This window comes from Stenotrophomonas sp. YJH_SMC_10, from assembly GCF_059371555.1.
In genome coordinates this window covers 107,058-128,096 of sequence record NZ_JCAFUS010000014.1, presented here as the reverse complement: position 1 = coordinate 128,096, position 21,039 = coordinate 107,058, and the positions used below count along the sequence as shown (strand labels likewise).

17 protein-coding genes, 10 tRNA genes and 1 pseudogene are annotated in these 21,039 nt (G+C 65.0%); 24 read left to right on the top strand and 4 right to left on the bottom strand.

The genetic code is table 11. The features are described 5' to 3' along the window. Together AC5P9C_RS17175 and AC5P9C_RS17170 are read left to right on the top strand one after the other, a co-directional pair. Nucleotides 1–825, top strand: a pseudogene (locus AC5P9C_RS17175) (hypothetical protein); the annotation flags it as partial. A gap of 370 nt (nucleotides 826–1,195) precedes the next feature. Further along, nucleotides 1,196–1,987, top strand: coding sequence for a DNA adenine methylase (locus AC5P9C_RS17170; protein WP_495205225.1), 792 nt, complete (start codon nucleotides 1,196–1,198; stop codon nucleotides 1,985–1,987). Nucleotides 1,988–2,042: 55 nt separating this feature from the next. Here AC5P9C_RS17170 and AC5P9C_RS17165 read toward each other — a convergent pair whose 3' ends face one another. Then, the gene (locus AC5P9C_RS17165; RefSeq protein ID WP_495205224.1) at nucleotides 2,043–2,444 is read right to left on the bottom strand and encodes a hypothetical protein; all 402 of its coding nucleotides are present in this window, start codon (nucleotides 2,442–2,444) and stop codon (nucleotides 2,043–2,045) included. Between the two features lie 246 nt (nucleotides 2,445–2,690). Here AC5P9C_RS17165 and AC5P9C_RS17160 point away from each other — a divergent pair, with 246 nt between their 5' ends. The 18 genes from AC5P9C_RS17160 to AC5P9C_RS17075 all read left to right on the top strand — a co-directional run bounded on the left by AC5P9C_RS17160 (nucleotide 2,691) and on the right by AC5P9C_RS17075 (nucleotide 15,848). Continuing rightward, a complete protein-coding gene (locus AC5P9C_RS17160) occupies nucleotides 2,691–3,623 on the top strand; it encodes an SOS response-associated peptidase family protein (RefSeq protein WP_495205223.1) in 933 nt (310 codons plus the stop codon). A gap of 202 nt (nucleotides 3,624–3,825) precedes the next feature. After that, nucleotides 3,826–4,332, top strand: a complete 507-nt coding sequence (locus AC5P9C_RS17155; protein WP_495205222.1) for a hypothetical protein — start codon at nucleotides 3,826–3,828, stop codon at nucleotides 4,330–4,332. 298 nt (nucleotides 4,333–4,630) lie between these two features. After that, nucleotides 4,631–5,368, top strand: coding sequence for a BPL-N domain-containing protein (locus AC5P9C_RS17150; RefSeq protein ID WP_343542511.1), 738 nt, complete (start codon nucleotides 4,631–4,633; stop codon nucleotides 5,366–5,368). 193 nt (nucleotides 5,369–5,561) lie between these two features. Further along, nucleotides 5,562–5,638 (top strand) — tRNA-His (locus tag AC5P9C_RS17145). A 79-nt stretch (nucleotides 5,639–5,717) separates the two neighbouring features. After that, a tRNA-Lys gene (locus tag AC5P9C_RS17140) sits at nucleotides 5,718–5,793 on the top strand. A gap of 198 nt (nucleotides 5,794–5,991) precedes the next feature. Next, nucleotides 5,992–6,067: transfer RNA gene (locus tag AC5P9C_RS17135), tRNA-Lys, on the top strand. Nucleotides 6,068–6,246: 179 nt separating this feature from the next. Continuing rightward, nucleotides 6,247–6,331 (top strand) — tRNA-Leu (locus tag AC5P9C_RS17130). 189 nt (nucleotides 6,332–6,520) lie between these two features. Further along, the gene (tig, locus tag AC5P9C_RS17125) at nucleotides 6,521–7,816 is read left to right on the top strand and encodes a trigger factor (protein ID WP_032961818.1); all 1,296 of its coding nucleotides are present in this window, start codon (nucleotides 6,521–6,523) and stop codon (nucleotides 7,814–7,816) included. Between the two features lie 74 nt (nucleotides 7,817–7,890). Further along, nucleotides 7,891–8,517: an ATP-dependent Clp endopeptidase proteolytic subunit ClpP gene (clpP, locus tag AC5P9C_RS17120; RefSeq protein WP_019659528.1), complete on the top strand. Its 627-nt coding sequence runs from the start codon at nucleotides 7,891–7,893 to the stop codon at nucleotides 8,515–8,517. A gap of 126 nt (nucleotides 8,518–8,643) precedes the next feature. After that, the gene (clpX, locus tag AC5P9C_RS17115; protein ID WP_049466059.1) at nucleotides 8,644–9,933 is read left to right on the top strand and encodes an ATP-dependent Clp protease ATP-binding subunit ClpX; all 1,290 of its coding nucleotides are present in this window, start codon (nucleotides 8,644–8,646) and stop codon (nucleotides 9,931–9,933) included. Between the two features lie 142 nt (nucleotides 9,934–10,075). Beyond that, nucleotides 10,076–12,523 carry an endopeptidase La gene (lon, locus tag AC5P9C_RS17110; protein ID WP_049466057.1) on the top strand — a complete coding sequence of 816 codons (2,448 nt, stop codon included), beginning with the start codon at nucleotides 10,076–10,078 and terminating at the stop codon, nucleotides 12,521–12,523. A 218-nt stretch (nucleotides 12,524–12,741) separates the two neighbouring features. Beyond that, nucleotides 12,742–13,014, top strand: coding sequence for an HU family DNA-binding protein (locus AC5P9C_RS17105; RefSeq protein ID WP_005408270.1), 273 nt, complete (start codon nucleotides 12,742–12,744; stop codon nucleotides 13,012–13,014). A gap of 11 nt (nucleotides 13,015–13,025) precedes the next feature. Then, nucleotides 13,026–13,100 (top strand) — tRNA-Val (locus AC5P9C_RS17100). 26 nt (nucleotides 13,101–13,126) lie between these two features. Then, a tRNA-Asp gene (locus AC5P9C_RS17095) sits at nucleotides 13,127–13,203 on the top strand. A gap of 83 nt (nucleotides 13,204–13,286) precedes the next feature. Then, nucleotides 13,287–13,363 (top strand) — tRNA-Asp (locus tag AC5P9C_RS17090). 87 nt (nucleotides 13,364–13,450) lie between these two features. Further along, nucleotides 13,451–13,527, top strand: a tRNA-Asp gene (locus AC5P9C_RS17085). 106 nt (nucleotides 13,528–13,633) lie between these two features. Continuing rightward, nucleotides 13,634–13,710 (top strand) — tRNA-Asp (locus AC5P9C_RS17080). Between the two features lie 182 nt (nucleotides 13,711–13,892). Beyond that, nucleotides 13,893–15,848 carry a peptidyl-prolyl cis-trans isomerase gene (locus AC5P9C_RS17075; protein WP_414615056.1) on the top strand — a complete coding sequence of 652 codons (1,956 nt, stop codon included), beginning with the start codon at nucleotides 13,893–13,895 and terminating at the stop codon, nucleotides 15,846–15,848. Between the two features lie 180 nt (nucleotides 15,849–16,028). Here AC5P9C_RS17075 and AC5P9C_RS17070 read toward each other — a convergent pair whose 3' ends face one another. After that, nucleotides 16,029–17,231 carry a lytic transglycosylase domain-containing protein gene (locus tag AC5P9C_RS17070; protein ID WP_049466395.1) on the bottom strand — a complete coding sequence of 401 codons (1,203 nt, stop codon included), beginning with the start codon at nucleotides 17,229–17,231 and terminating at the stop codon, nucleotides 16,029–16,031. Further along, entirely contained in the window at nucleotides 17,228–17,992 is a 765-nt protein-coding gene (gene gloB, locus AC5P9C_RS17065) for a hydroxyacylglutathione hydrolase (RefSeq protein WP_049466393.1), read from the bottom strand. Before gloB ends, AC5P9C_RS17070 begins: the two co-directional genes overlap by 4 nt. A gap of 11 nt (nucleotides 17,993–18,003) precedes the next feature. Between gloB and AC5P9C_RS17060 the strand changes: the two genes are divergently transcribed. From AC5P9C_RS17060 to dnaQ, 3 genes are read left to right on the top strand one after another with little or no spacing between them, the layout of a single operon-like run. Further along, nucleotides 18,004–18,648 (top strand): methyltransferase domain-containing protein, encoded by a 645-nt coding sequence (locus AC5P9C_RS17060; RefSeq protein ID WP_053462283.1) that lies wholly within the window; start codon nucleotides 18,004–18,006, stop codon nucleotides 18,646–18,648. Nucleotides 18,649–18,660: 12 nt separating this feature from the next. Next, nucleotides 18,661–19,113 carry a ribonuclease HI gene (rnhA, locus tag AC5P9C_RS17055; RefSeq protein WP_005408275.1) on the top strand — a complete coding sequence of 151 codons (453 nt, stop codon included), beginning with the start codon at nucleotides 18,661–18,663 and terminating at the stop codon, nucleotides 19,111–19,113. 4 nt (nucleotides 19,114–19,117) lie between these two features. Next, nucleotides 19,118–19,849: a DNA polymerase III subunit epsilon gene (gene dnaQ, locus AC5P9C_RS17050; RefSeq protein ID WP_495205221.1), complete on the top strand. Its 732-nt coding sequence runs from the start codon at nucleotides 19,118–19,120 to the stop codon at nucleotides 19,847–19,849. A 114-nt stretch (nucleotides 19,850–19,963) separates the two neighbouring features. On the opposite strand, the gene AC5P9C_RS17045 is transcribed toward dnaQ, so the two are convergent. Continuing rightward, complete coding sequence (locus AC5P9C_RS17045) at nucleotides 19,964–20,668, bottom strand: PP2C family protein-serine/threonine phosphatase (protein ID WP_053506497.1); 705 nt, start codon at nucleotides 20,666–20,668, stop codon at nucleotides 19,964–19,966. Nucleotides 20,669–20,832: 164 nt separating this feature from the next. Here AC5P9C_RS17045 and AC5P9C_RS17040 point away from each other — a divergent pair. Then, nucleotides 20,833–20,923: transfer RNA gene (locus AC5P9C_RS17040), tRNA-Ser, on the top strand. The last annotated feature ends 116 nt before the right edge of the window (nucleotides 20,924–21,039 follow it).

The window sequence follows — 21,039 nt, the reverse complement described above, 5'->3', positions numbered from 1 at the left end:
GGTATCGTGGAGAGCTTCCAGAAGCAACGAGAGTTCGCAGACGGCGGCGTCCGGTGCAGTGGGCGCTCACGCACCGCCCTCCTGGCCGCACCTTATGCGCCTGCTCGGGTAAAGGTCGCAAACGAGGCCAGGAGCATGGCGCAACTTGTGGCAGAGGAACTGGTGGATACCGGCTTTACCAGCCACTACGAGACGGTCGACTGGACCGTTCCTCCTGGCGCTTGGTTCTATGACGGTAGCGCGCCGTTGGATGCCATCAGTGCTCTGGCCGAGGCGAGTGGCGCCGTTGTTCAGTCTGATGCGAAGGACCTTGCGCTGCATGTTCGCGCGAGCTATCCGGTCAGCCCTTGGCTCTGGCGCGACACCCAGCCGAACCATGTGTTGCAGGAGGACATCGTGTTGACGGAGAGCCTCCAGATGCGGAGCGCGCCGCTGTACGACGCAGTTATCGTGACCGGCGAGCTGGCCGGCAAGGGCGTGACCTGCAAGGTGAGAAAGGCTGGCGAGGCCGGACAGCTCTTTGCTCAGCAAGTAAGCAGCCCGCTCATCAGCGTGGCGGCTGCAGGGGCGGAGCGAGGGCGGAATGTTCTGTGCGATCGAGGGGAGCAGGCTGCGGTGGACCTGACAGTGCCACTGTTTCCGAAGCCGCTGAAGCCGGGCGAGGTTGGCGCAATCTTTCCTCTGGATCTGGTGGAGGTCGTCGGGGCAGAAGGTACCTGGCACGGGCAGTGTGACTCGCTGCGCATTGAGGTCGTAATCGATCAGCAGACCGTTGTGATTGAACAGACCGCCACTCTGGAGAGGCACTACACCGATGCGGACTGACCTCTGGGATCAATTTGGCGAGCTGGTAAGCAGTAGCCCTCGCTTGCTCGCGACAGTCACCGCTCACAACAGTGACGGCACCAGCACGTTGACCACTTACGACGGGGTTCAGATGCGAGCCTTTGGTCAGCTCCAGTTGGCCATTCCATACAACGTATGGGTCCGGGGTGGGCGCCTGGTTGAGGCAGCACCCAACCTGCCGCTCATCGAAGTGACCGTCTAGCAAGACGGGGCGCCGCCCGGGTGCCGGCAAGCATCCGAGCGGCGCCGCAACACAGGTGATCTCAGCACCTGGCATTGGCCGTGGCCCCGTCGCCCTCGCGAGAGCGGCGGGATTGTCGGCTTCCCCTATCGCAAATACTGAGAACTCATGCCCAAGCCCATCATTTCCTGGCCCGGCGGCAAGCGCCGTCTACTGAAGCACCTCTATCCGCACTTCCCGATCCACGACTGCTATGTCGAGGCGTTCGCCGGTGGCGCTGCATCGCTGCTCATGCGGCCGTACCCGGCCCAGATGGAAGTGCTCAACGACATCAACGGCGAGCTGGTATCCCTGTACCGCTGCGTGCGCCATCACCTGGATGAATTCGTGCGCATGTTCCGCTGGTCATTGGTGTCACGGCAGATGTTCGAGTGGGCGCAGATGGAGCGGCCAGAGACTTTGACCGACATTCAGCGCGCAGCGCGCTTCTACTACCTGCAGAAACTCGCCTTCGGTGGCAAGGTGCAGGGACAGTCGTTTGGTGTGGTGACTGCCGGCGGTCCACGGTTGAACCTTCTGCGCATCGAGGAGGAGCTAAGCGCCGTGCATCTCCGCCTAGCCAACACAGTGATCGAGTGCCTGCCATGGCAGGAGTGCGTGCGGCGCTACGATCGCCCGGGAACACTGTTCTACCTTGATCCGCCCTACTGGGAAACCGAGGGCTATGGCGTTGAGTTCCCGTTTGCTGAGTACGAGGCGATGGCCGAGCTGATGCGCACCTCGGCTGGCCGGTTCGTGGTCTCGATCAACGACCATCCTGAGATCCGCGAGGTCTTCGCCGGCTTCGACCTGGTGCCGCTCCAGTTGGACTACACCATTGGCGGCGGGCAGGGGAGAGGAAAGAAATTCGGGGAGCTGATCATTAAGAGCTGGGACGACAGCCAGGCCAGCTTGCTATAGCAGGCCCCGTGCGCCGGCCGACTCCTGGCCGGCGCTGCGTGGCTCGACCTTGATGTCACATGCCAGAGACCGGAAATCCTCGATCACGTGCGTAGGCGGTTCCTTCGCCTATCAGTCTGTACTCCCACTCACCCTTTGACGGGTTAAGGCTGTTGGAAGCCCAGGATTGATCGATCAGCCCGTCCAGAGATTGCTCAATGTCCGAAAGGGGTGTGGCGTGTCCCATCCTCGCCAACAATGCTGAGATCATTGCCAGGGATTGGTACTTGTTGTCGGCAATGCGCAGCGCCCGAATGCAGAGTATCTGCAGCGGTGTCGGCTCGAACGACGGGGGCATCGGCATCACTGGTTTGGCTGGTGGTGCTGGCGTTGGTACGTCTAGCACTGCAGCTACCTGCCCCCTGTGGTAGCCAATCAGAAGACCGAGAACAGCGCCGAGGATCAGCGCAATTACCAAGATTGCTAACACTTCCCAGACCAAGAAGTAGGAGGGACCTGTCAGGTACTCCTGGGCGCGGGGGCTTAGCCAAGCAGCGGCAGTGGTGCAAGCTGTAGTCACCAATCCGCCGGCGCCCGCTATGGCTATCTCTCTGGCGACTCCGCCCTTTGATCCTTTCACTACGGTCCCCTGTTGTAGGTCGTACTCTGCGGCTAGGGCAGGTCCATTGGGCCGCATTCTAAGTAGTTCTTGCAGGAGAAGCGTATGTGCTATTCCGCCCAGATCACCGCCGCCTACCAGAAGCTGGTCAGGATGACCGGCGCCACGCTATCGCTGCAGGAGTTCGCCGCGCTCTACGCGCACGACCCGGGCAAGAAGCGACCGAAGACGCCAAAGGCCATGGACGACGCCTTCCGGGCCGGCGCGAGCCCAGCGGAGCTGGCGGTGTGGGCCGAGGTCGAGCAATGGAACCGGGCCGAGGCGACCATCCTGGAGCAGGAGTTGTTCGCTAACCGCAAGCGGCTGGCCGACGCTGAGCGGGCGCTGCAGGTGAAGGAGACGAAGAAGGCCCGCGAGGACGTTCGGATTGCCAGCAACAAGATCGAGCGTGCCAAGTTGCGGCTGGCGGACCTGCAGCGCGTTGAGCCGAGGGACCGCGACAGCCGCATCTTCCCTGGCGTGTACGCCCCGGTGATCGTCTCCGAGGGCGGGAAGCTGGTCATCAAGCCGATGCGCTACCAGTGCCGCCTGGCCGGGAAGCCGGCCAACTACGACCAGCGCTTTCCCGGCACCTACAACGCCCGTCGCGATAGCCTGGAAAAGTTCTGGGCGCCGGCATTCGGCCACACCCACGGCCTGATGGTGGTCGACACCTTCTACGAGAACGTCGAGGGCCCGGACGGGAAGAACCAGGTGGTGCAGTTCACCCCGCGCACGGGCGAGCCGATGCTGGTGGCGTGCCTGTGGTCGCATTGGAAAGACCCGGCCGGCAAAGAGCCGGATCTGCTGTCGTTCGCTGCGATCACCGACGACCCCGAGCCCGAGGTGGCCGCCGCCGGACACGACCGGACCATCATCAATATCAAGCCCGAGCATGTAGACGCCTGGCTTAACCCGGACCCAGCCAACCTGGACGCCCTGTACCGGATCTTTGACGACAAGCGGCACCCGTTCTACGAGCACCGGCTAGCGGCGTAGGGAACCCCCGATCCTGCGGCGCGCGGTTGCCCGATGGCGCATGGCTTGCGCAGAGGGCATGTTGGGCCTGCCGGACCCGGGGCCGATGGCCGCTCAACCCGGGAGCGCGTGAGTGGCGCCGCGCCGGCATTCAGTCCGAACGATTCAGGCAGGTCGTTGCCGCTTCGCAGGATCTGCGACGGCCAGCCGTATCCTTCCGGCCATGCTTCCCTTGCACGGCTACCAAGGCTTCCGCACCGCCCAGATTCCCTCTGGCTGGGTCCAGACGGGTGAGCGCTGGGCGCTCTGGTACAACGGCCGCGAGACGGCAAGCGTCACGCCCGACGGCGGTCCCGGGGTCCGACTATGGATGGAAGGACAGAAGATGTGGCAGGTGAAGGAAGTGCGCGCCGCCAACGTCCGGCAGGCGAAGCGCTACGCCGAGCGCTGGTGTGCGGCCAGGCTGTACCCCGACCTGCCGCTACGTCAGGCGGTAGCCCGGCTGACCGATAGCACCCCGATCCAGCCAGAGCCACCACTGCCTGGCCTGCCACCGACCCGTGAGCAGCAGCAACAGGCCCGGCGCCTAGCTGAGGCAGGAGCGAAGGAGGTCGAGCGGATCAAGGCAGCACTCCAGCCGCGCAAGCCGCCGACCGAGACGAAACCCCGCCCAAAGGACGCCCGTAAGACGTGGGTGAGGGCGGGGCTCCGGGATCTGCGCGGTTGGTAGAAGGTTCCCGAATACAAGGTTACTGCCCATTGCAGGAGTAGGAGCTTGGCGCCATGCCTCCTGAATTGAACTCAAACTAACTCATTGACTACAATGCACAGTCCGCCAGCCTTCTAAGCCGGCGGTTACAGGTTCGATTCCTGTCGGGCGCGCCATTTCACCCATCTCCTGCAGGTCCTGTCGTTACCGGCCTCTGCCTGGTCCAGCGCTGTGTTGGCGCGCATTCAATCTGGTCCGTCGTGGCCGAGGCATAGTCGGCCTGCCCCATGCCGGGGTGACTGCGCTGAGCCATCCCTTGATGAACACCGTTGCGCGATCGCGCTGTCTGCTGCTGGCGATGGGCCTGGGGCTTGCCGTGCACGCGTCCGCCAATGCCCCCGTGATTGCGGTGTACCGCGGCGACGCCGGTTGCCCAGGGTGTTCGGAGGCCGTCGAACAGGCCATCCATCGTTCGCGTCCGGACTATCACGTGGTGTTCGTCGGCCCGGGCGAGGCCGTGGATGTCGATTCGCTGGCCACGTCGCGCTACCGGGCCTATGTGCAGCCGGGGGGCGGGCAGGACATCGACGCCGCGATGGCGGCGGTGGGCGAAGAGGGGGCGGCAGTCATCCGTCGTTTCGTCGATGCAGGCGGAACCTACATCGGCCTGTGCATGGGGGCCTACCTGGCCGGTGCATCGCATCTGGGCCTGCTGGCGCAGGACCTGGACGCCGAGGCCGGCAGGCCGGGATTCCCGGTGCAGGATGAAGACGATGCCGTGATTCCCGTCGTCTGGGACGGGCGTCGCCAGACGGTGTACTTCCAGGACGGTCCCTACCTGCCCAAGGCGCCACGCGACCAAGGGTTCAAGGTGATTTCCCGCTACACCAATGGCGACATTGCGGCTGCGTCGTATCGCTACGGTAAGGGCAGGGTGGTGCTGTCGGGACCGCATCCGGAAGCGCCGACGCAGTGGTTCAAGATGGCGGAAATCCCGCTTTCGCAGATGCCGTCGGCCGATCTGTTCAAGTCACTGCTGGATGAGGATCGGCGCTGAGGCGGGCGCGTGCGCAGCGCGACGCGGGCCGGAATGGCGACCGGCACATCAATGTGAAGAAATGCTTGCAATTCCTTCGCGACTCCCGGAAAATGCCGGACTCGCTTCAGGGGACGGCCTTCTGGTCCCACCCGGTCGCAACGCATCAGGTTCCACTGCTGGCGGCATCGGCAGGGGAGCAGAAGTTTCAGTGGTGGCTGTAGCTCAGTTGGTTAGAGTACCGGATTGTGATTCCGGTGGTCGGGGGTTCGAATCCCCTCAGCCACCCCACTGTTTCAACCGTATCGGCGCAGCCGGAGCGGTATTGCAATAAACAGAATGCACGTTACAATGTGCGTCTGAGTTTCACGGGCCGTTAGCTCAGTTGGTAGAGCAGTTGACTCTTAATCAATAGGTCCAAGGTTCGAATCCTTGACGGCCCACCAAGACAGAAGCCACCTGGTACGCCAGGTGGCTTTTTTCTTATAAGTGTGACCCCTTCGATTTCCGGGATCACACGTAGCGGTACCCGCGCAGGGCGTGGATCTGCCGCGGTGCTGGAACAGCGGTACTTGGTTCAACATCGTTGAAAAAAGTGCTTGCACCCACCGCTGTGATCAAGCCATAATTCGCGCCCCGATTTCGGGCTGTTAGCTCAGTTGGTAGAGCAGTTGACTCTTAATCAATAGGTCCAAGGTTCGAATCCTTGACAGCCCACCAGACGAAAGCCACTTGGTTCGCCAAGTGGCTTTTTTCTTGCCTGTGCGTCACGCCGGCGCCGCGCAGTGCGCGGCGTCAGTGACGCGGTGCCCGGAAACCGGCAGTTGCAGGTGTTCATCTTTGTGCAGGCCTTCCGCTGGCCGACGCTGCCTGCGACAATGTGGGCCTGTGCCGGCCACGCGAAAGTGGCGGAATTGGTAGACGCCCTGGATTTAGGTTCCAGTGCCGCAAGGCGTGGGGGTTCGAGTCCCCCCTTTCGCACCAGTGCCGGCCTGTCCCCGCCCTGATCGGGCCCTCGGCGCCCCCTTGACCGGCACGCGCTGGCAGTGCAGGCCGAATTGGGCGAAACTAAAGGGCTGCGGCAAGCAGGCGCGTCCCAGACGTCGTGTCCTTACAACCGTTTCATCCCAATCATCGAGCCGGGGGCCTGGGCCACCGGTGGCAGGAGTCAACATGCAAGCTTCGATCGAATCCACCGGCAACCTGGAACGCCGCCTGAGCTTCTCGCTGCCGGAAGAGCGTCTGCAGAGCCACATCGCCGGCCGCCTGGGCGAAATCGCCCGTACCACCCGCATCAAGGGGTTCCGTCCGGGCAAGGTGCCGGCCAAGGTGATCGAGCAGCGCTTCGGCGCGCAGGTCCGTGGCGAGGCGCTGGACGGCCTGCTGCGCGAGACCTTCGACGCGGCCGTGCGCGAGCACGACCTGCGCGTCGTCGGCAGCCCGCGCATCGACAAGGGCGACGAGGGTGAGTTCTCCTTCGTGGCCACCGTGGAAGTGGTGCCGGACTTCGGCGACATCGACGTCAGCAAGCTGACCGTCGTTCGCCACACCGCCGAGATCACCGACGCCGACATCGACCAGATGATCGAGAACCTGCAGAACCAGCGTCGTACCTGGGCCCCGGTCAGCCGTGGCGCACAGGACGGCGACCTGGTCGCGGTGGAAACCTGGTCGCAGGCCGGCGAAGAGCGCCTGCCGGCCGAGGGCACCGAGAAGGGCTCGATCGTGCTGGGCCAGGGCATGATGTTCGACACCATCGAAAAGGGCCTGGTCGGCCTGGCCAAGGGTGAAGAGAAGACCCTGGACGTCGAGTTCCCGGCTGACTGGCGCGTGCCGGTGCTGGCCGGCAAGACCGTGCAGGTCACCGTCAAGGTTGCCGAAGTGTCCGAGCCGGTCGTGCCGGCGGTCGACGAAGCCTTCATCAAGAGCTTCGGCGTGAAGGGTGGCGACGTCGAGCAGTTCCGCAGCGACATCCGCGCCAACCTGGAGCGTGAGCTGAAGGGCGCGCTGATGAACCGCCTGCGCCGTGAAGTGGGCGAGCAGCTGATCGCGGCCTACTCGTCGGTGGAAATGCCGCCGCGCCTGGTCGAGAACGAAGCCCGCGCCATGCTGGCCCAGCAGGTCGAGCAGCTGCGCCGCAACGGCCAGAACGTCGGCGAGATCCCGGCCGATGCCCACGAAGGCTTCAAGGACGCTGCCGCCAAGCGCGTGCTGGTCGGCCTGCTGGTCGGTGAAGTGGCCCGCATCAACGACCTGCGCCTGGAAGCCAAGCGCCTGAACGAAACGATGCGTCTGATCGCCTCGACCTACGAAGAGCCGGAGCAGGTCATTGAGATGTACCGCAACGACCCCCAGCTGATGTCTGGCCTGCAGAACCGTGTGATGGAAGAGCAGGTGATCGACTGGATCGCCGAGCGTGCCCAGCACACCGAAGAGAAGCTGTCGTTCCAGGACGCGATCCGCCAGTAAGCCGGCGGATCACCGGATGCCCCGCGCCGTTGCCGGCGCGGGGTTGTTGCCCCCCAAGATAGGTACCTCACGTAATGGACAACCGAACCAAAGCCCTGAACCTGGTTCCGATGGTGGTCGAGCAGACCAGCCGCGGCGAGCGTGCCTACGACATCTATTCGCGCCTGTTGAAGGAGCGCCTGATCTTCCTCGTGGGCCCGATCGACGATCACATGGCCAACGTGGTGGTGGCGCAGTTGCTGTTCCTGGAATCGGAAAACCCGGAAAAGGACATCAACATCTACATCAACTCGCCGGGTGGCGTGGTCACCGCCGGCATGGCGATCTACGACACCATGCAGTACATCAAGCCGAATGTGAGCACCACCTGCATCGGCCAGGCCGCCTCGATGGGCGCCCTGCTGCTGGCCGCGGGCGAAGCCGGCAAGCGCTATGCGCTGCCGAACTCGCGCGTGATGATCCACCAGCCGCTGGGCGGCTACCAGGGCCAGGCCACCGACATCGACATCCACGCGCGTGAGATCCTGACCCTGCGTTCGCGCCTGAACGAGATCCTGGCCAAGCACACCGGCCAGTCGCTGGAGACGATCGCCCGCGACACCGAGCGCGACAACTTCAAGAGCGCCTTCGAGGCGCAGGCCTACGGTCTGGTCGACCAGGTCCTGGAGCGTCGTCCGGATGAGTCGATCCAGGCCGGCTGACCGGCCTTCACGGGGCCAGGGAGGCTCCGTTCCTGCAGGGTCGGGCGGGACTGGTGTCCCCTCGGCCCTGTGCTATTCTCGAATCGAACCCCCGTTCAGCGGGTGGGGTAACTGGGTAAGCGAAGCATGAGCGAAGACCGCCAAGGTCGTTCCACGGACACCGGCAAGATCCTCTACTGCTCTTTCTGCGGCAAGAGCCAGCATGAAGTGCGCAAGCTGATTGCGGGTCCGAGCGTATTCATCTGCGATGAGTGCGTGGAGCTGTGCAACGACATCATCCGTGAGGAACTTGAGGAAAAGGCGCAGTCGGCGCGCAGTTCGCTGCCCAAGCCGCGCGAGATCCTCGAGGTCCTCGACCAGTACGTGATCGGCCAGAACCGTGCCAAGCGCACCCTGGCCGTGGCCGTCTACAACCACTACAAGCGCATCGAGAGCCGGCAGAAGAACGACGACGTCGAACTGGCGAAGTCGAACATCCTGCTGGTCGGCCCGACCGGTTCGGGCAAGACGCTGCTGGCCGAAACCCTGGCCCGCCTGCTCAACGTGCCGTTCACCATGGCCGACGCCACCACGCTGACCGAAGCCGGTTACGTGGGCGAGGACGTGGAGAACATCATCCAGAAGCTGCTGCAGAAGTGCGACTACGATGTCGAGAAGGCGCAGCAGGGCATCGTCTACATCGATGAAATCGACAAGATCTCGCGCAAGAGCGAGAACCCGTCGATCACCCGCGATGTATCCGGCGAAGGCGTGCAGCAGGCCCTGCTGAAGCTGATCGAAGGCACCGTGGCCAGCGTGCCGCCGCAGGGTGGCCGCAAGCACCCGCAGCAGGAATTCCTGCAGGTGGACACCAAGAACATCCTGTTCATCTGCGGCGGCGCGTTCGCCGGGCTGGACAAGGTGATCCAGGCCCGTTCCACCGACATCGGCAGCATCGGCTTCGGTGCCAAGGTCAAGAGCAGCGAGCGCAAGCAGGAAGTGGGCAAGGTGCTGGCCGAAGTCGAGCCGGAAGACCTGATCAAGTTCGGCCTGATCCCCGAGTTCGTCGGCCGCCTGCCGGTGGTGGCGACCCTGGAGGAGCTGGACGAGCCGGCCCTGATCAAGATCCTGACCGAGCCGAAGAACGCCATCACCAAGCAGTTCAAGAAGCTGTTCGAGATGGAGAACGTCGAGCTGGAGTTCCGCCCGGACGCGCTGTCGGCCATTGCCCGCAAGGCGCTCAAGCGCAAGACCGGTGCCCGTGGCCTGCGCACCATCGTCGAATCGGTCCTGCTGGACACCATGTACGACCTGCCGTCGCAGGAAAACGTCAGCAAGGTGGTGGTGGACGAATCGGTGATCGAGCACAAGTCCGAGCCGTACCTCATCTACCAGACCCCGGCGGCCCCTGAACAGAAGGCCGCAGGCGCCGAGTGATCCTTCCAGGTTGTTGATTGGAAAGGATTTTCAAGGAATGCCTTGCATCTGAAAGCCGATGGCCCCATAACGGGGCCATCGGCTTTTTTTGTCTCCGGAAGATGCCCTCCCGGAGGCGGTTTTCCCCTTCCCTGGAGCCCCCATGGCCCGTTCCCCAAGTGAAACCCTCGACCTGCCGGTCCTGCCGCTGCGCGACGTAGTGGTGTTCCCGCACATGGTCATCCCGCTGTTCGTCGGCCGTGACAAGTCCATGCACGCGCTTGAGCAGGCAATGGAAGCGGACAAGCGCATCCTGCTGCTGGCGCAGAAGTCTGCCGAAACCGACGACCCGCATGCGGCCGACCTCTACCAGGTCGGTACGCTGGCGCAGGTGCTGCAGCTGCTGAAGCTGCCCGACGGCACCATCAAGGTGCTGGTCGAAGGCCTGTCGCGCGTGCAGGTCACCCATGTCGACGAGCGCAATGGCTCGCTGCACGGGCAGGCAGTGGAGATCGACGCCACCGACGAGCGCGAAGCGCGTGAGGTCGAGGCGATCGCCCGCTCGCTGATGTCGCTGTTCGAGCAGTACGTGAAGACCAACCGCAAGCTGCCGCCGGAACTGCTGCAGACGCTGTCGGGCATCGACGAGCCGGCGCGCCTGGCCGACACCATCGCCGCGCACATCAGCGTGCGCCTGGCCGACAAGCAGCGCCTGCTGGAAACGCTGGCCGTGGGTGACCGCCTGGAGATGCTGGTGGGCCTGGTCGACGGCGAGATCGACGTGCAGCAGATGGAGAAGCGCATCCGCGGCCGCGTGAAGTCGCAGATGGAGAAGAGCCAGCGCGAGTACTACCTCAACGAACAGATGAAGGCCATCCAGAAGGAACTGGGTGACCTGGACGATGCGCCTGGCGAGCTGGAAGAGCTGGCGCGCAAGATCGCCGAGGCCGGCATGCCGAAGGCCGTTGAGGCCAAGGCGCGCAACGAGCTGAACAAGCTCAAGCAGATGTCGCCGATGTCGGCCGAAGCGGCGGTCGTGCGCAACTACCTGGAGTGGTTGCTGGGCGTGCCGTGGAAGAAGCGCAGCAAGGTGCGCAAGGACCTGAAGGTGGCGCAGGACACCCTCGATGCCGATCACTACGGCCTGGAGAAGGTCAAGGAGCGCATCCTTGAATACCTGGCGGTGCAGTCGCGCGTGAAGCAGATGAAGGGCCCGATCCTGTGCCTGGTCGGGCCGCCGGGCGTGGGCAAGACGTCGCTGGGCCAGTCCATCGCCAAGGCCACCAACCGCAAGTTCGTGCGCATGTCGCTGGGCGGCGTGCGTGACGAGGCCGAGATCCGTGGCCACCGTCGTACCTACGTCGGTTCGATGCCGGGTCGCATCGTGCAGAACCTCAACAAGGTCGGCAGCAAGAACCCGCTGTTCGTACTCGACGAGATCGACAAGATGTCGATGGACTTCCGCGGCGATCCGTCCTCGGCGCTGCTGGAAGTGCTCGACCCCGAGCAGAACAACGCGTTCAACGACCACTATCTGGAAGTGGACCTGGACCTGTCCGAAGTGATGTTCGTGGCCACCTCGAACTCGCTCAACATTCCCGGCCCGCTGCTGGACCGCATGGAAGTGATCCGCATCCCCGGCTACACCGAGGATGAGAAGCTCAACATCGCCACCCGTTACCTGGTGCCCAAGCAGGTCAAGGCCAACGGCCTGCAGCCGGAAGAGCTGGAGATCGGCAGTGACGCCATCCAGGACATCGTGCGCTACTACACGCGCGAGTCGGGCGTGCGCAACCTGGAACGCGAGATCGCCAAGATCTGCCGCAAGGTGGTGAAGGAGATCGCGCTGGCCGGGCCGCAGCCTGCGAAGGCGAAGAAGGGCGCGAAGAAGAAGGCGCTGGTGAGCGTGTCCAGCAAGAACCTGGACAAGTACCTGGGCGTGCGTCGCTTCGACTTCGGCCGTGCCGAGGAGGAGAACGAGATCGGCCTGGTCACCGGCTTGGCCTGGACCGAAGTCGGTGGCGACCTGCTGCAGATCGAATCCACGCTGGTGCCGGGCAAGGGCCAGCTGATCCTGACCGGCCAGCTCGGCAACGTTATGAAGGAATCGGCGTCGGCCGCGCTGTCGGTGGTGCGTTCGCGCGCCGTGGGCTTTGGCATCGACAGCGACTTCCTGCAGAAGCACGACGTGCACCTGCACGTGCCCGATGGCGCTACGCCGAAGGACGGCCCGAGCGCCGGCGCGGCGATGGTCACCTCGCTGGTTTCGATGCTGACCAAGGTGCCGGTGCGTGCCGACGTGGCGATGACCGGCGAGATCACCCTGCGTGGCCGTGTCACGGCCATCGGTGGACTGAAGGAGAAGCTGCTGGCTGCACTGCGTGGCGGAATCCGCACGGTCATCATTCCCGAGGAGAACCGCAAGGACCTGGCCGACATCCCCGCCAACGTCACCCGCGATCTGAAGATCGTGCCGGTGAAGTACATCGAAGAAGTCTTGGACCTGGCGCTGGAGCGTCCGTTGGCACCGAAGAAGGCGCGCAAGAGTGCGCAGCGCGTCACGGTGCGCAGCAAGGCCAAACCGAGTGGAAACGCGCGCGTCAAGCATTGACGCGCGCTGTCCGATGGCCCGAAACCCGCGTCGTTGCTGGCTTTCAGCTTGCGTGGGGGTAGGGCCACTGGTATAAAAGCAGCACTCGCGAATGAGTGATCGCAGTCTGGTGATCGCTGAATTCGGCGAACCGTTTCCACATGGCGGCCGCATGCAGATGGCATGCGGTTGCTTCCCTGTCGAATCCGCGGAACCCACCGCCAAAGGAGTTGTAGAGAATGAACAAGACCGAATTGATCGATGCCGTTGCTGAAGCTGCCGACCTGACCAAGGCAGAGTCCAGCCGCGCTGTCGATGCCGTCGTTGCTGCCATCACCAAGGCGCTGAAGGACGGCGATGCGGTCACCCTGGTTGGCTTCGGTACCTTCCAGGTCCGCGACCGTGCTGCCCGCACCGGCCGCAACCCGAAGACCGGCGACACCATCAAGATCGCTGCTTCGAAGAATCCGTCGTTCAAGGCTGGTAAGGCCCTGAAGGATGCTGTAAACTAAGCGGCTCGCTGGGGTGCTTAGCTCAGCGGTAGAGCGTCTCCTTTACACGGAGAGGGTCGGGGGTTCGAAACCCTCAGCACCCACCACAGCACCGCGGTAAAAGTTTGAGTGTGGAGCGGTAGTTCAGCTGGTTAGAATGCTGGCCTGTCACGCCGGAGGTCGCGGGTTCGAGTCCCGTCCGCTCCGCCATTCAACGAGGCCTCCGGCCAAAAGCTGGAGGCTTTGTTTTCTCCCCGGTCCAGGCCGGCTGAAAGCAAGAAAGGTAACAACGCGGAGCGGTAGTTCAGCTGGTTAGAATGCTGGCCTGTCACGCCGGAGGTCGCGGGTTCGAGTCCCGTCCGCTCCGCCATTACATCGAGGCCCCCGGCCGAAAGCTGGGGGCCTTGTCTTCTCACCGGCAGGTCCGGGAAGAAGACGAAAGGGTTTTTGCAAGAACGGAGCGGTAGTTCAGCTGGTTAGAATGCTGGCCTGTCACGCCGGAGGTCGCGGGTTCGAGTCCCGTCCGCTCCGCCATTGCAGACTTCTTAAGTCCCTGTGAAAAAACTTTGAAAAAAGTGTTCATCGGGCTGGGTTTCCAGGGAATCTTCGGATATACTGGGCGCCTGCAAAGTTTCAGCGCGGAGCGGTAGTTCAGCTGGTTAGAATGCTGGCCTGTCACGCCGGAGGTCGCGGGTTCGAGTCCCGTCCGCTCCGCCAACTTCAAAAGCCCTCGGCGCAAGCCGGGGGCTTTTTCTTTGCGTCATGCGCGGACATTGCCAGTGCGCGGGTCACGCACGCCTGCGGAGGCGGGCGCGGGCCGCGCCGGGGTTGCTTTTGGTCCCTGCGGCGAAGCGGGTTACACTGCCGGGCTCGCCAATCAGGCCTTGTGATTCCTCACCATGCTGCAGAAACTCCGCGACAAGACCTCAGGCTGGATCGTCACCGTGATCCTGGGGCTGCTGATGATTCCGTTCCTGTTCGTGATCGACAACAGCTACCTCGGTGGCGTCGGCGCACAGAACGTGGCCAGGGTATCCGCGCCGCCGACCTGGTGGCGTTCGGCACCGTCGTGGTGGCCGGTGCGCATGCTGTGGCAGCACCATGAGATCAGCTCGCAGGATTTCCGCACGCGTTTCGAGCAGGAGCGCATGCGTGAGCGCCAGCAGCAGGGCGACAACTTCGACCCGCGGGCGTTCGAGAGCACCGAAAACAAGATGGCCGTGCTCGATCAGCTGATCGACGAGCAGGTCGTGCGCCTGGTCGGTGAACAGGCGGGCGTGGTGATCGGCGACGGCGCCGTGCGCGAGTACATCGCGACCATGCCGGCGTTCCTCGATTCGAACGGCAAGTTCAACGAGAACAACTATCGCCTGGCCCTGGCCGGCGGCAACCCGCCGCGTACGCCGACCCAGTTCCAGGAACTGGTGCGTGAGAGCCTGCAGCAGTCGGTGATCCCGTCGGGCCTGCAGAGCTCCGGTTTCGTCACCCAGGCCGAGACCGAGCGCCTGCTGAAGCTGCTGGGCGAGACCCGCGACGTCGAGCTGGCTGCGCTGCCGCCGGTGCCGGCCGATACCGCGCCGGTCACCGATGCGCAGATCAAGCAGTGGTACGACAGCCACGGCAAGGACTTCCGCCAGGCCGAGAGCGTGTCGCTGGAATACGTCGAGATCAACGGCGCGAACCTGCCGGCACCGACCCCGGCCGATGAAGCCACCCTGCGCAAGCGCTATGAAGAGGAAAAGGCCAAGTTCACCTCGCCGGAGCAGCGCCAGGCTTCGCACATCCTGATCACCGGTGACGGTGCAGTGGCCAAGGCGAACAAGATCGCTGCCGAAGCGAAGGCGGCCGGTGCCGATTTCGGCGCGCTGGCCAAGGCCAATTCGGAAGATCCGGGCTCCAGGGACCAGGGCGGTGACCTGGGCTGGGTCGAGCGTGGTGCGATGGTCAAGCCGTTCGAGGACGCGCTGTTTGCGGCCAAGGCCGGTGACGTGATCGGCCCGGTCAAGACCGAGTTCGGCTACCACATCATCAAGGTCGCCGCTGTGCGCGGTGGCCAGGGCAAGTCGTTCGAGGAAGTGCGTGACACGCTGGCCGCCGAACAGCTCAAGGCCGACGGTGAGCGCGGCTTCAACGAGCTGGCCGGTCGCCTGGTCGATGCCATCAACAAGAGCCCGAGCGACCTGGCTGCGGCGGCCAAGGAAGTGAACCTGCCGTTGCAGACGCTGGGCCCGATCACCCGCGCGACCGCCAGTGGCATCGCCGCCGATCCGGCCGTGCTGCGTGCCGCCTTCTCCGACGTGCTGGTGCAGGACGGTACCGCCAGTGACCCGATCGCCCTGGGCGGCGCGACCAACCACAGCGTGGTCATCCGTGTGGCTGCGCACACGCCGGAACAGGCCCTGCCGCTGGACAAGGCCCGTGAACAGGTGATTGCTGCGATCCGCGCCGATCGCCAGCGCCAGGCCAGCGACAAGGCCGCCGACGCCATCCTGGCCAAGCTGAAGGCCGGTGCCACCCTGCAGTCGCTGGCCGCCAGCGAGAAGCTGCAGCTGAGCCCGATGCCGGGCCTGCCGCGCAGCCAGCCGGTGCCGACCCCGGAAATCAACCGTGCGATCTTCAGCGCGCCGGTACCGGCCGAAGGCAAGCCGAGCTATGGCAAGGTCGACGTGAACGGCCACGCGCTGCTGTTTGCGGTGAACAAGGTCAATCCGGGCGACATCAAGGAAGTGACCGCAGAGCAGCAGAAGCAGCTGAAGGAACAGCTGAGCCAGATCGACGGCATGGCCGCGGCCAAGGCCTACATCGAGGCGATGCGCAAGAAGTTCGTGGTCCAGACCACCGAAGCGAACCTGTAAGCCCATCGGCTGCAGGTATGAAAAGGCCCGGCAATGCCGGGCCTTTTTTGTTGGAGCGCTGCTGGAATTGAACTGTAGCGCCAAGCCCATGCCCGGCGGGCCATGAACCGCGACAAGTCGCAGGCAAGAAAAAAGCCGAGCGTGGGCTCGGCTCTACACGGGAGGCGCTTGGCCTGCGCGTCAATCCTCGACGCGCAGCACCGCGCCCGGCTTCAGCACGCTGCTGCCGCTCAGGCCGTTCAGTGACAGCAGGGCCTTGACCGGCATGCCGTAGCGGCGGGCGATGGTCCAGGCCGACTCGCCATCACGCACGGTGTGGCGACGGCTGCGCGGACGATCGGCGATCGCGGCGACGGTCTTGGCGACCTGCGGCGCTGGCGTGGTGGTGGCCACCGGTGCGGCACTGGCCACCTGCACGGTGGCGGCATCTGCGACGGCCACATTGGCAGCCGAGACCGGCGCCAGCACGCGAGTGGTGCCCGACGAGGCGCGGCCGCCGCCCGCCAGGGCAGGGTTCAGGCGGGCGATCCTGGCCGGGTCCAGGGCGCGCTGTGCGGCCCACTGCTGGATGCTGGTGCCGGCGGGCAGGGTGTGGTCCTTCAGCACCGGCACGGTGCGGTCCAGCGAGGCCATCACGCCCGGCTGGTCTTCCACGTCTTCCAGCACGCAGGCCAGGGCGTGCAGCTTCTCGACGTAGGCATAGGTGACCGGCGACAGGCCGGGCAGGGCCGACGGCTTGGCATTCTGTGCATTCATGCCGGCTTTGCGCAGCGACTGCAGCACGCGGTACTCGCCGGCGTTGTAGGCCATGGTGGCCAGGCGCCAGTCGCCGCCGAACATGCCATGCAGGGTCTTCAGGTAACGCACTGCGGCCTGGGTGGAATCGACCGCCGACAGGCGGCCGTCGTAGCCGTTGGCCATCGGTACGCGGTGGTTGCGCGCGGTGGTGGCGATGAACTGCCACAGGCCGGTGGGGCCGCTGCCGTTGCGGGCGTTGGGCCGGTAGCCGCTTTCCACGAACGGGATCAGTGCGAATTCGGTGGGCAGGTTGGCCTTGCGCAGTTCCTCGACCACGTAACCGAACAGCACCAGCGCATCGTCATCCTGGTTGGCCAGTCGCGAGGGCGCGTGGGCAAACTGCTTCTGCCAGCGCGGGCTGGTGGCCTCGGCGTCGCAGGTAGGCTCGGCCAGGCCATCGCGGAAGCTGGAGAAGATCTCCTGGCCGTTGCGCACCGACGCGGCCGGCAGCGCGGCCGGATCCAGCGGAAGGGCCGCAGCGGCGGTCAGGTTCTGGCTGATGCCGGCGCCCAGCGACTGCGCGCCTGCGGTTCCGGCCAGCCCCAGGACCAGGCCCAGGGCCAGCGGCAGACTTCGGCGCATCATGCGCGGAAGCCGTCTTTCCAATGCCGGAGACCGGCCATGACGTCGACGTCGTCAACGACGTCGCGGCCCAGGTGTGCCGACACCGACGCGCGGATCGGCGCCGTGTGCACACGCAGGAACGGATTGCATTCGAATTCGCTGGCCAGGGTTACCGGCAGGGTGGAACGGTCATCGCGGCGCATGGCCAAAGCCTCCTCTTGGCGCTGCCACAGGGCAGCGTTGGCGGGGTCGACATGCCGCGCGAAGACGGCATTTGACACGGTGTACTCGTGGGCGCAACACAACAGCAGCTGCGCGGGCAAGGTACCCAGCTTGCGCATCGATGCCAGAAGCTGGGACGGCGTACCTTCGAACAGGCGTCCACAGCCCAGGCTGAACAACGAATCTCCGCTGAAAAGATGTTCAGCGGTGTGAAACGCGATGTGGCTGCGGGTATGCCCGGGCACGGATAGTACGTGGAATGTTTGGCCCATTGCCTGAACGCGTTCACCTTCGCCGACCCGCTCGGTCGCCGCCGGGATGCGTTCGTCGACCGGTGCGATGACCCGTGCGCCGGGAAAACGCGCCCGCAGTGCGGGCACGCCACCGATGTGGTCGTCGTGGTGGTGGGTAAGCAGGATCGTGTCCACGCGCAGGCCCTGATCGGCCAGCGCGAGTACCGGCGCGGCATCGCCGGGATCGACGACCACGGCGGCGCCATCGTCGTCGATCAACGTCCAGATGTAGTTGTCCGCAAATGCGGGCAGGGCAGTCAGTCGCATAGAATTGGACCATGCCCGCGCTGCAGAGCACCCGTCAAGCGAGCCAGGCCCCGTGGTTCGACAGTGAACCGGCGGCGTCCCTGCGCGTGCTGGAGCGGCAGCTGCTGCTGCCGCAGCTGTCGGCGCTACCGGTGCAGCCGTGGCTGTGGATCGCGCCCAGCGCAGGCTGGCTGGACGATGCACAGCTGGGCGGGCGTGGCCTGCGCCTGTTCCGGCAGGGGCCGGGGTATGCCGGCGATACCCGCTGCGCACTGCCGCTGCCGCTGGCCAATGAAAGCGTCAATGCGGTCGTGCTGCAGCATGTCACCACCGGCGATGCCGACCAGCTGCTGGACGAGTGCGAGCGCGTGCTGATGCCGGGCGGCCACCTGTGGCTGAGCAGCCTCAACCCGTTCAGCCCCTACCGCACGCACTGGCGCCAGCATGGGCTGGTGGTGCGCACGCCGCAGCGGATCCGCCTGCTGCTTGGCCGCCACGGCCTGGAGTGCGACGACATGCGTTTCCTCGGCCCGCTCTGGCGCGGCGCCGGCAGCCGCCGGCCGGGCGGTTGGGCGCCGCTGCGCGCGGCCTGCCTGTTCCATGCCGAAAAACGCACGCTGGCCCTGCCCGGGCCGAAACCGCTGCCGGTGCGCTGGCACGGCACCGTTGTCACCTGATCTGGAGTTGTATTGAAAACCATCGAAATCCACACCGACGGTTCCTGCCTTGGCAATCCTGGCCCCGGCGGCTGGGCCGCCCTGCTGCGCTACAAGGGCCATGAGCGCGAATTGAGCGGCGGCGAAGCGCATACCACCAACAACCGGATGGAGCTGATGGCGGCCATTTCCGGGCTGGAGACGCTGACCGAGCCGTGCAACATCGTGCTCTACACCGATTCGCAGTACGTGCGGCAGGGCCTGACCCAGTGGATGCCCGGCTGGATCCGCAAGAACTGGAAGACCGCCGGTGGTGACCCGGTGAAGAACCGCGAACTGTGGGAGCGCCTGCATGCGGCCACGCTGCGGCACCAGATCGACTGGCGCTGGGTGAAGGGGCACTCCGGCGACCCGGACAACGAGCGGGTGGACACCCTGGCGCGCAACGCGGCCATCCAGATCCGCGACGCCAGCCCGGTAAACTGAGCCCATGCGTCAGATCATCCTTGATACCGAAACCACCGGCCTGGAATGGAAGAAGGGCAACCGCATCGTCGAAATCGGCTGCGTGGAGCTGTTCAAGCGCCGCCCGACCGGCAACAACTACCACCAGTACATCAAGCCGGACTGCGAGTTCGAGCAGGGCGCGCATGAAGTCACCGGGCTGACGCTGGAGTTCCTGGAGGACAAGCCGGACTTCGCGCAGATCGCCGATGAGTTCCTGGCGTTCATCGATGGCGCCGAGCTGATCATCCACAACGCGGCGTTCGACCTGGGCTTCCTCGACAACGAACTGTCGCTGCTGGGCCCACAGTACGGAAAGATCACCGACCGCTGCACGGTGATCGATACCCTGGTGATGGCGCGCGAGCGCTTCCCGGGCCAGCGCAATTCGCTCGACGCGCTGTGCAAGCGACTGGGCGTGGACAACTCGCACCGTGCCCTGCATGGCGGCCTGCTTGATGCGCAGATCCTCGGCGATGTCTACATCGCGCTGACCTCCGGCCAGGAAGAGATCGGCTTCGGTCTGGGCGACGAGGAGGGCGGGAGCGCCGGTGCGGCGCTGCACGCGTTCGACACCAGCAAGCTGCTGCCGCGCCCGCGCGTGGTGGCCACGCCGTCGGAGCTGGAAGCGCATGCCGCACGCCTGGAGCGGCTGCGCAAGAAGGCCGGTCACGCACTGTGGGATGGCCCGAAGGTGGAAGAACCCGTCAGCGCGTAATGCCTGCAATGAGGTAGTGCCGGCCGCTGGCCGGCATCTGCGTGCAACACGTTTTCCCGGTGAGCCGGCCAGCGGCCGGCACTACCGCCTCCACGCATGGCGTGGATCTACCGCTTAGTGGCAGCGCACCAGGATCACGCTGATGTTGTCGCGGCCACCGCCGTCGAGCGCGGCGGCGACCAGCGTGTCCACGCATTCCTGCGCGCTGGCGTCCTCGAACGCCAGGGTGCGGGCGATGCTGCGGTCGTCCACTTCCTCGGTCAGGCCATCACTGCACAGCAGCAGCTGCATGCCCGGGCGCAGCTCACCGCTGGTGGTCGCCACGTTCAGGTGTGCCGGGTCGGTCACGCCCAGTGCCTGGGTGACCACGTTGCGATGCGGATGCGCGCGCGCCTGTTCGGCGGTCAGGTTGCCCTGCGCGACCAGTTCCTGCACCACGCTGTGGTCCTGGCTGAGCTGCGCCAGCTGGCCGTCGCGCCACAGATAGGCGCGGCTGTCGCCGACCCAGGCCACTTCGTAGCGATTGCCCTGCACGCGCGCCGCGACCACCGTGGTGCCCATCGGCAGGGTGTCGTTGCGCCGCCGCGAGGCACGGATGATCTCTTCGTCGGCGGTACGGATGGCCTGGGCCAACGGCGCGCCACGGCGGATCTCGCGCACGATGGTTTCGCGCGCGAGCGCGCTGGCCACCTCGCCGCAGGCGTGCCCGCCCATGCCGTCGGCCACCAGCCACAGGGCCAGCTCGCTGTCACCGTAGTAGGTGTCCTCGTTGAGCTCGCGGCGCAGGCCGGGATGGGTGAGGTGTCCGAATTCGATCATGGTGTGCAGGGCGGGTATTGCCGGGGGAGACAGGCATCATCGGGGGGCTTCCGCCATCCGGCAAGGCATGTACTCAGGTATTTTTCACTTCGTGGGCCGGAATGACTTGTCGTCGGGCTCACTTCCTCGTATGATGCGCGTCCCCGGTCCGCCGGGGACCACCCGGAGAGGTGGCAGAGTGGTTGAATGTACCTGACTCGAAATCAGGCAGGCGTTTATAGCGCCTCGGGGGTTCGAATCCCCCCCTCTCCGCCAGATAAAGAAAGAAGCCGCCCACTGGGCGGCTTTTTTCTTGGCCAGCGTGTGGGGCGTGCAGGTGATTGTAGTAGTGATCGACACCTCTGATGCGGGGGGATGAGAACCCCCGACGG

Coding starts and splice junctions, on each gene's coding strand:
- AC5P9C_RS17160 (WP_495205223.1), top strand. CDS start 2,691: ATGTGCTATTCCGCCCAGATCACCGCCGCCTACCAGAAGCTGGTCAGG.
- AC5P9C_RS17045 (WP_053506497.1), bottom strand. CDS start 20,668: ATGATCGAATTCGGACACCTCACCCATCCCGGCCTGCGCCGCGAGCTC.
- dnaQ (WP_495205221.1), top strand. CDS start 19,118: ATGCGTCAGATCATCCTTGATACCGAAACCACCGGCCTGGAATGGAAG.
- lon (WP_049466057.1), top strand. CDS start 10,076: ATGGCCCGTTCCCCAAGTGAAACCCTCGACCTGCCGGTCCTGCCGCTG.
- AC5P9C_RS17105 (WP_005408270.1), top strand. CDS start 12,742: ATGAACAAGACCGAATTGATCGATGCCGTTGCTGAAGCTGCCGACCTG.
- clpX (WP_049466059.1), top strand. CDS start 8,644: ATGAGCGAAGACCGCCAAGGTCGTTCCACGGACACCGGCAAGATCCTC.
- gloB (WP_049466393.1), bottom strand. CDS start 17,992: ATGCGACTGACTGCCCTGCCCGCATTTGCGGACAACTACATCTGGACG.
- AC5P9C_RS17060 (WP_053462283.1), top strand. CDS start 18,004: ATGCCCGCGCTGCAGAGCACCCGTCAAGCGAGCCAGGCCCCGTGGTTC.
- AC5P9C_RS17070 (WP_049466395.1), bottom strand. CDS start 17,231: ATGATGCGCCGAAGTCTGCCGCTGGCCCTGGGCCTGGTCCTGGGGCTG.
- AC5P9C_RS17075 (WP_414615056.1), top strand. CDS start 13,893: ATGCTGCAGAAACTCCGCGACAAGACCTCAGGCTGGATCGTCACCGTG.
- clpP (WP_019659528.1), top strand. CDS start 7,891: ATGGACAACCGAACCAAAGCCCTGAACCTGGTTCCGATGGTGGTCGAG.
- AC5P9C_RS17150 (WP_343542511.1), top strand. CDS start 4,631: ATGAACACCGTTGCGCGATCGCGCTGTCTGCTGCTGGCGATGGGCCTG.
- AC5P9C_RS17155 (WP_495205222.1), top strand. CDS start 3,826: ATGCTTCCCTTGCACGGCTACCAAGGCTTCCGCACCGCCCAGATTCCC.
- AC5P9C_RS17170 (WP_495205225.1), top strand. CDS start 1,196: ATGCCCAAGCCCATCATTTCCTGGCCCGGCGGCAAGCGCCGTCTACTG.
- tig (WP_032961818.1), top strand. CDS start 6,521: ATGCAAGCTTCGATCGAATCCACCGGCAACCTGGAACGCCGCCTGAGC.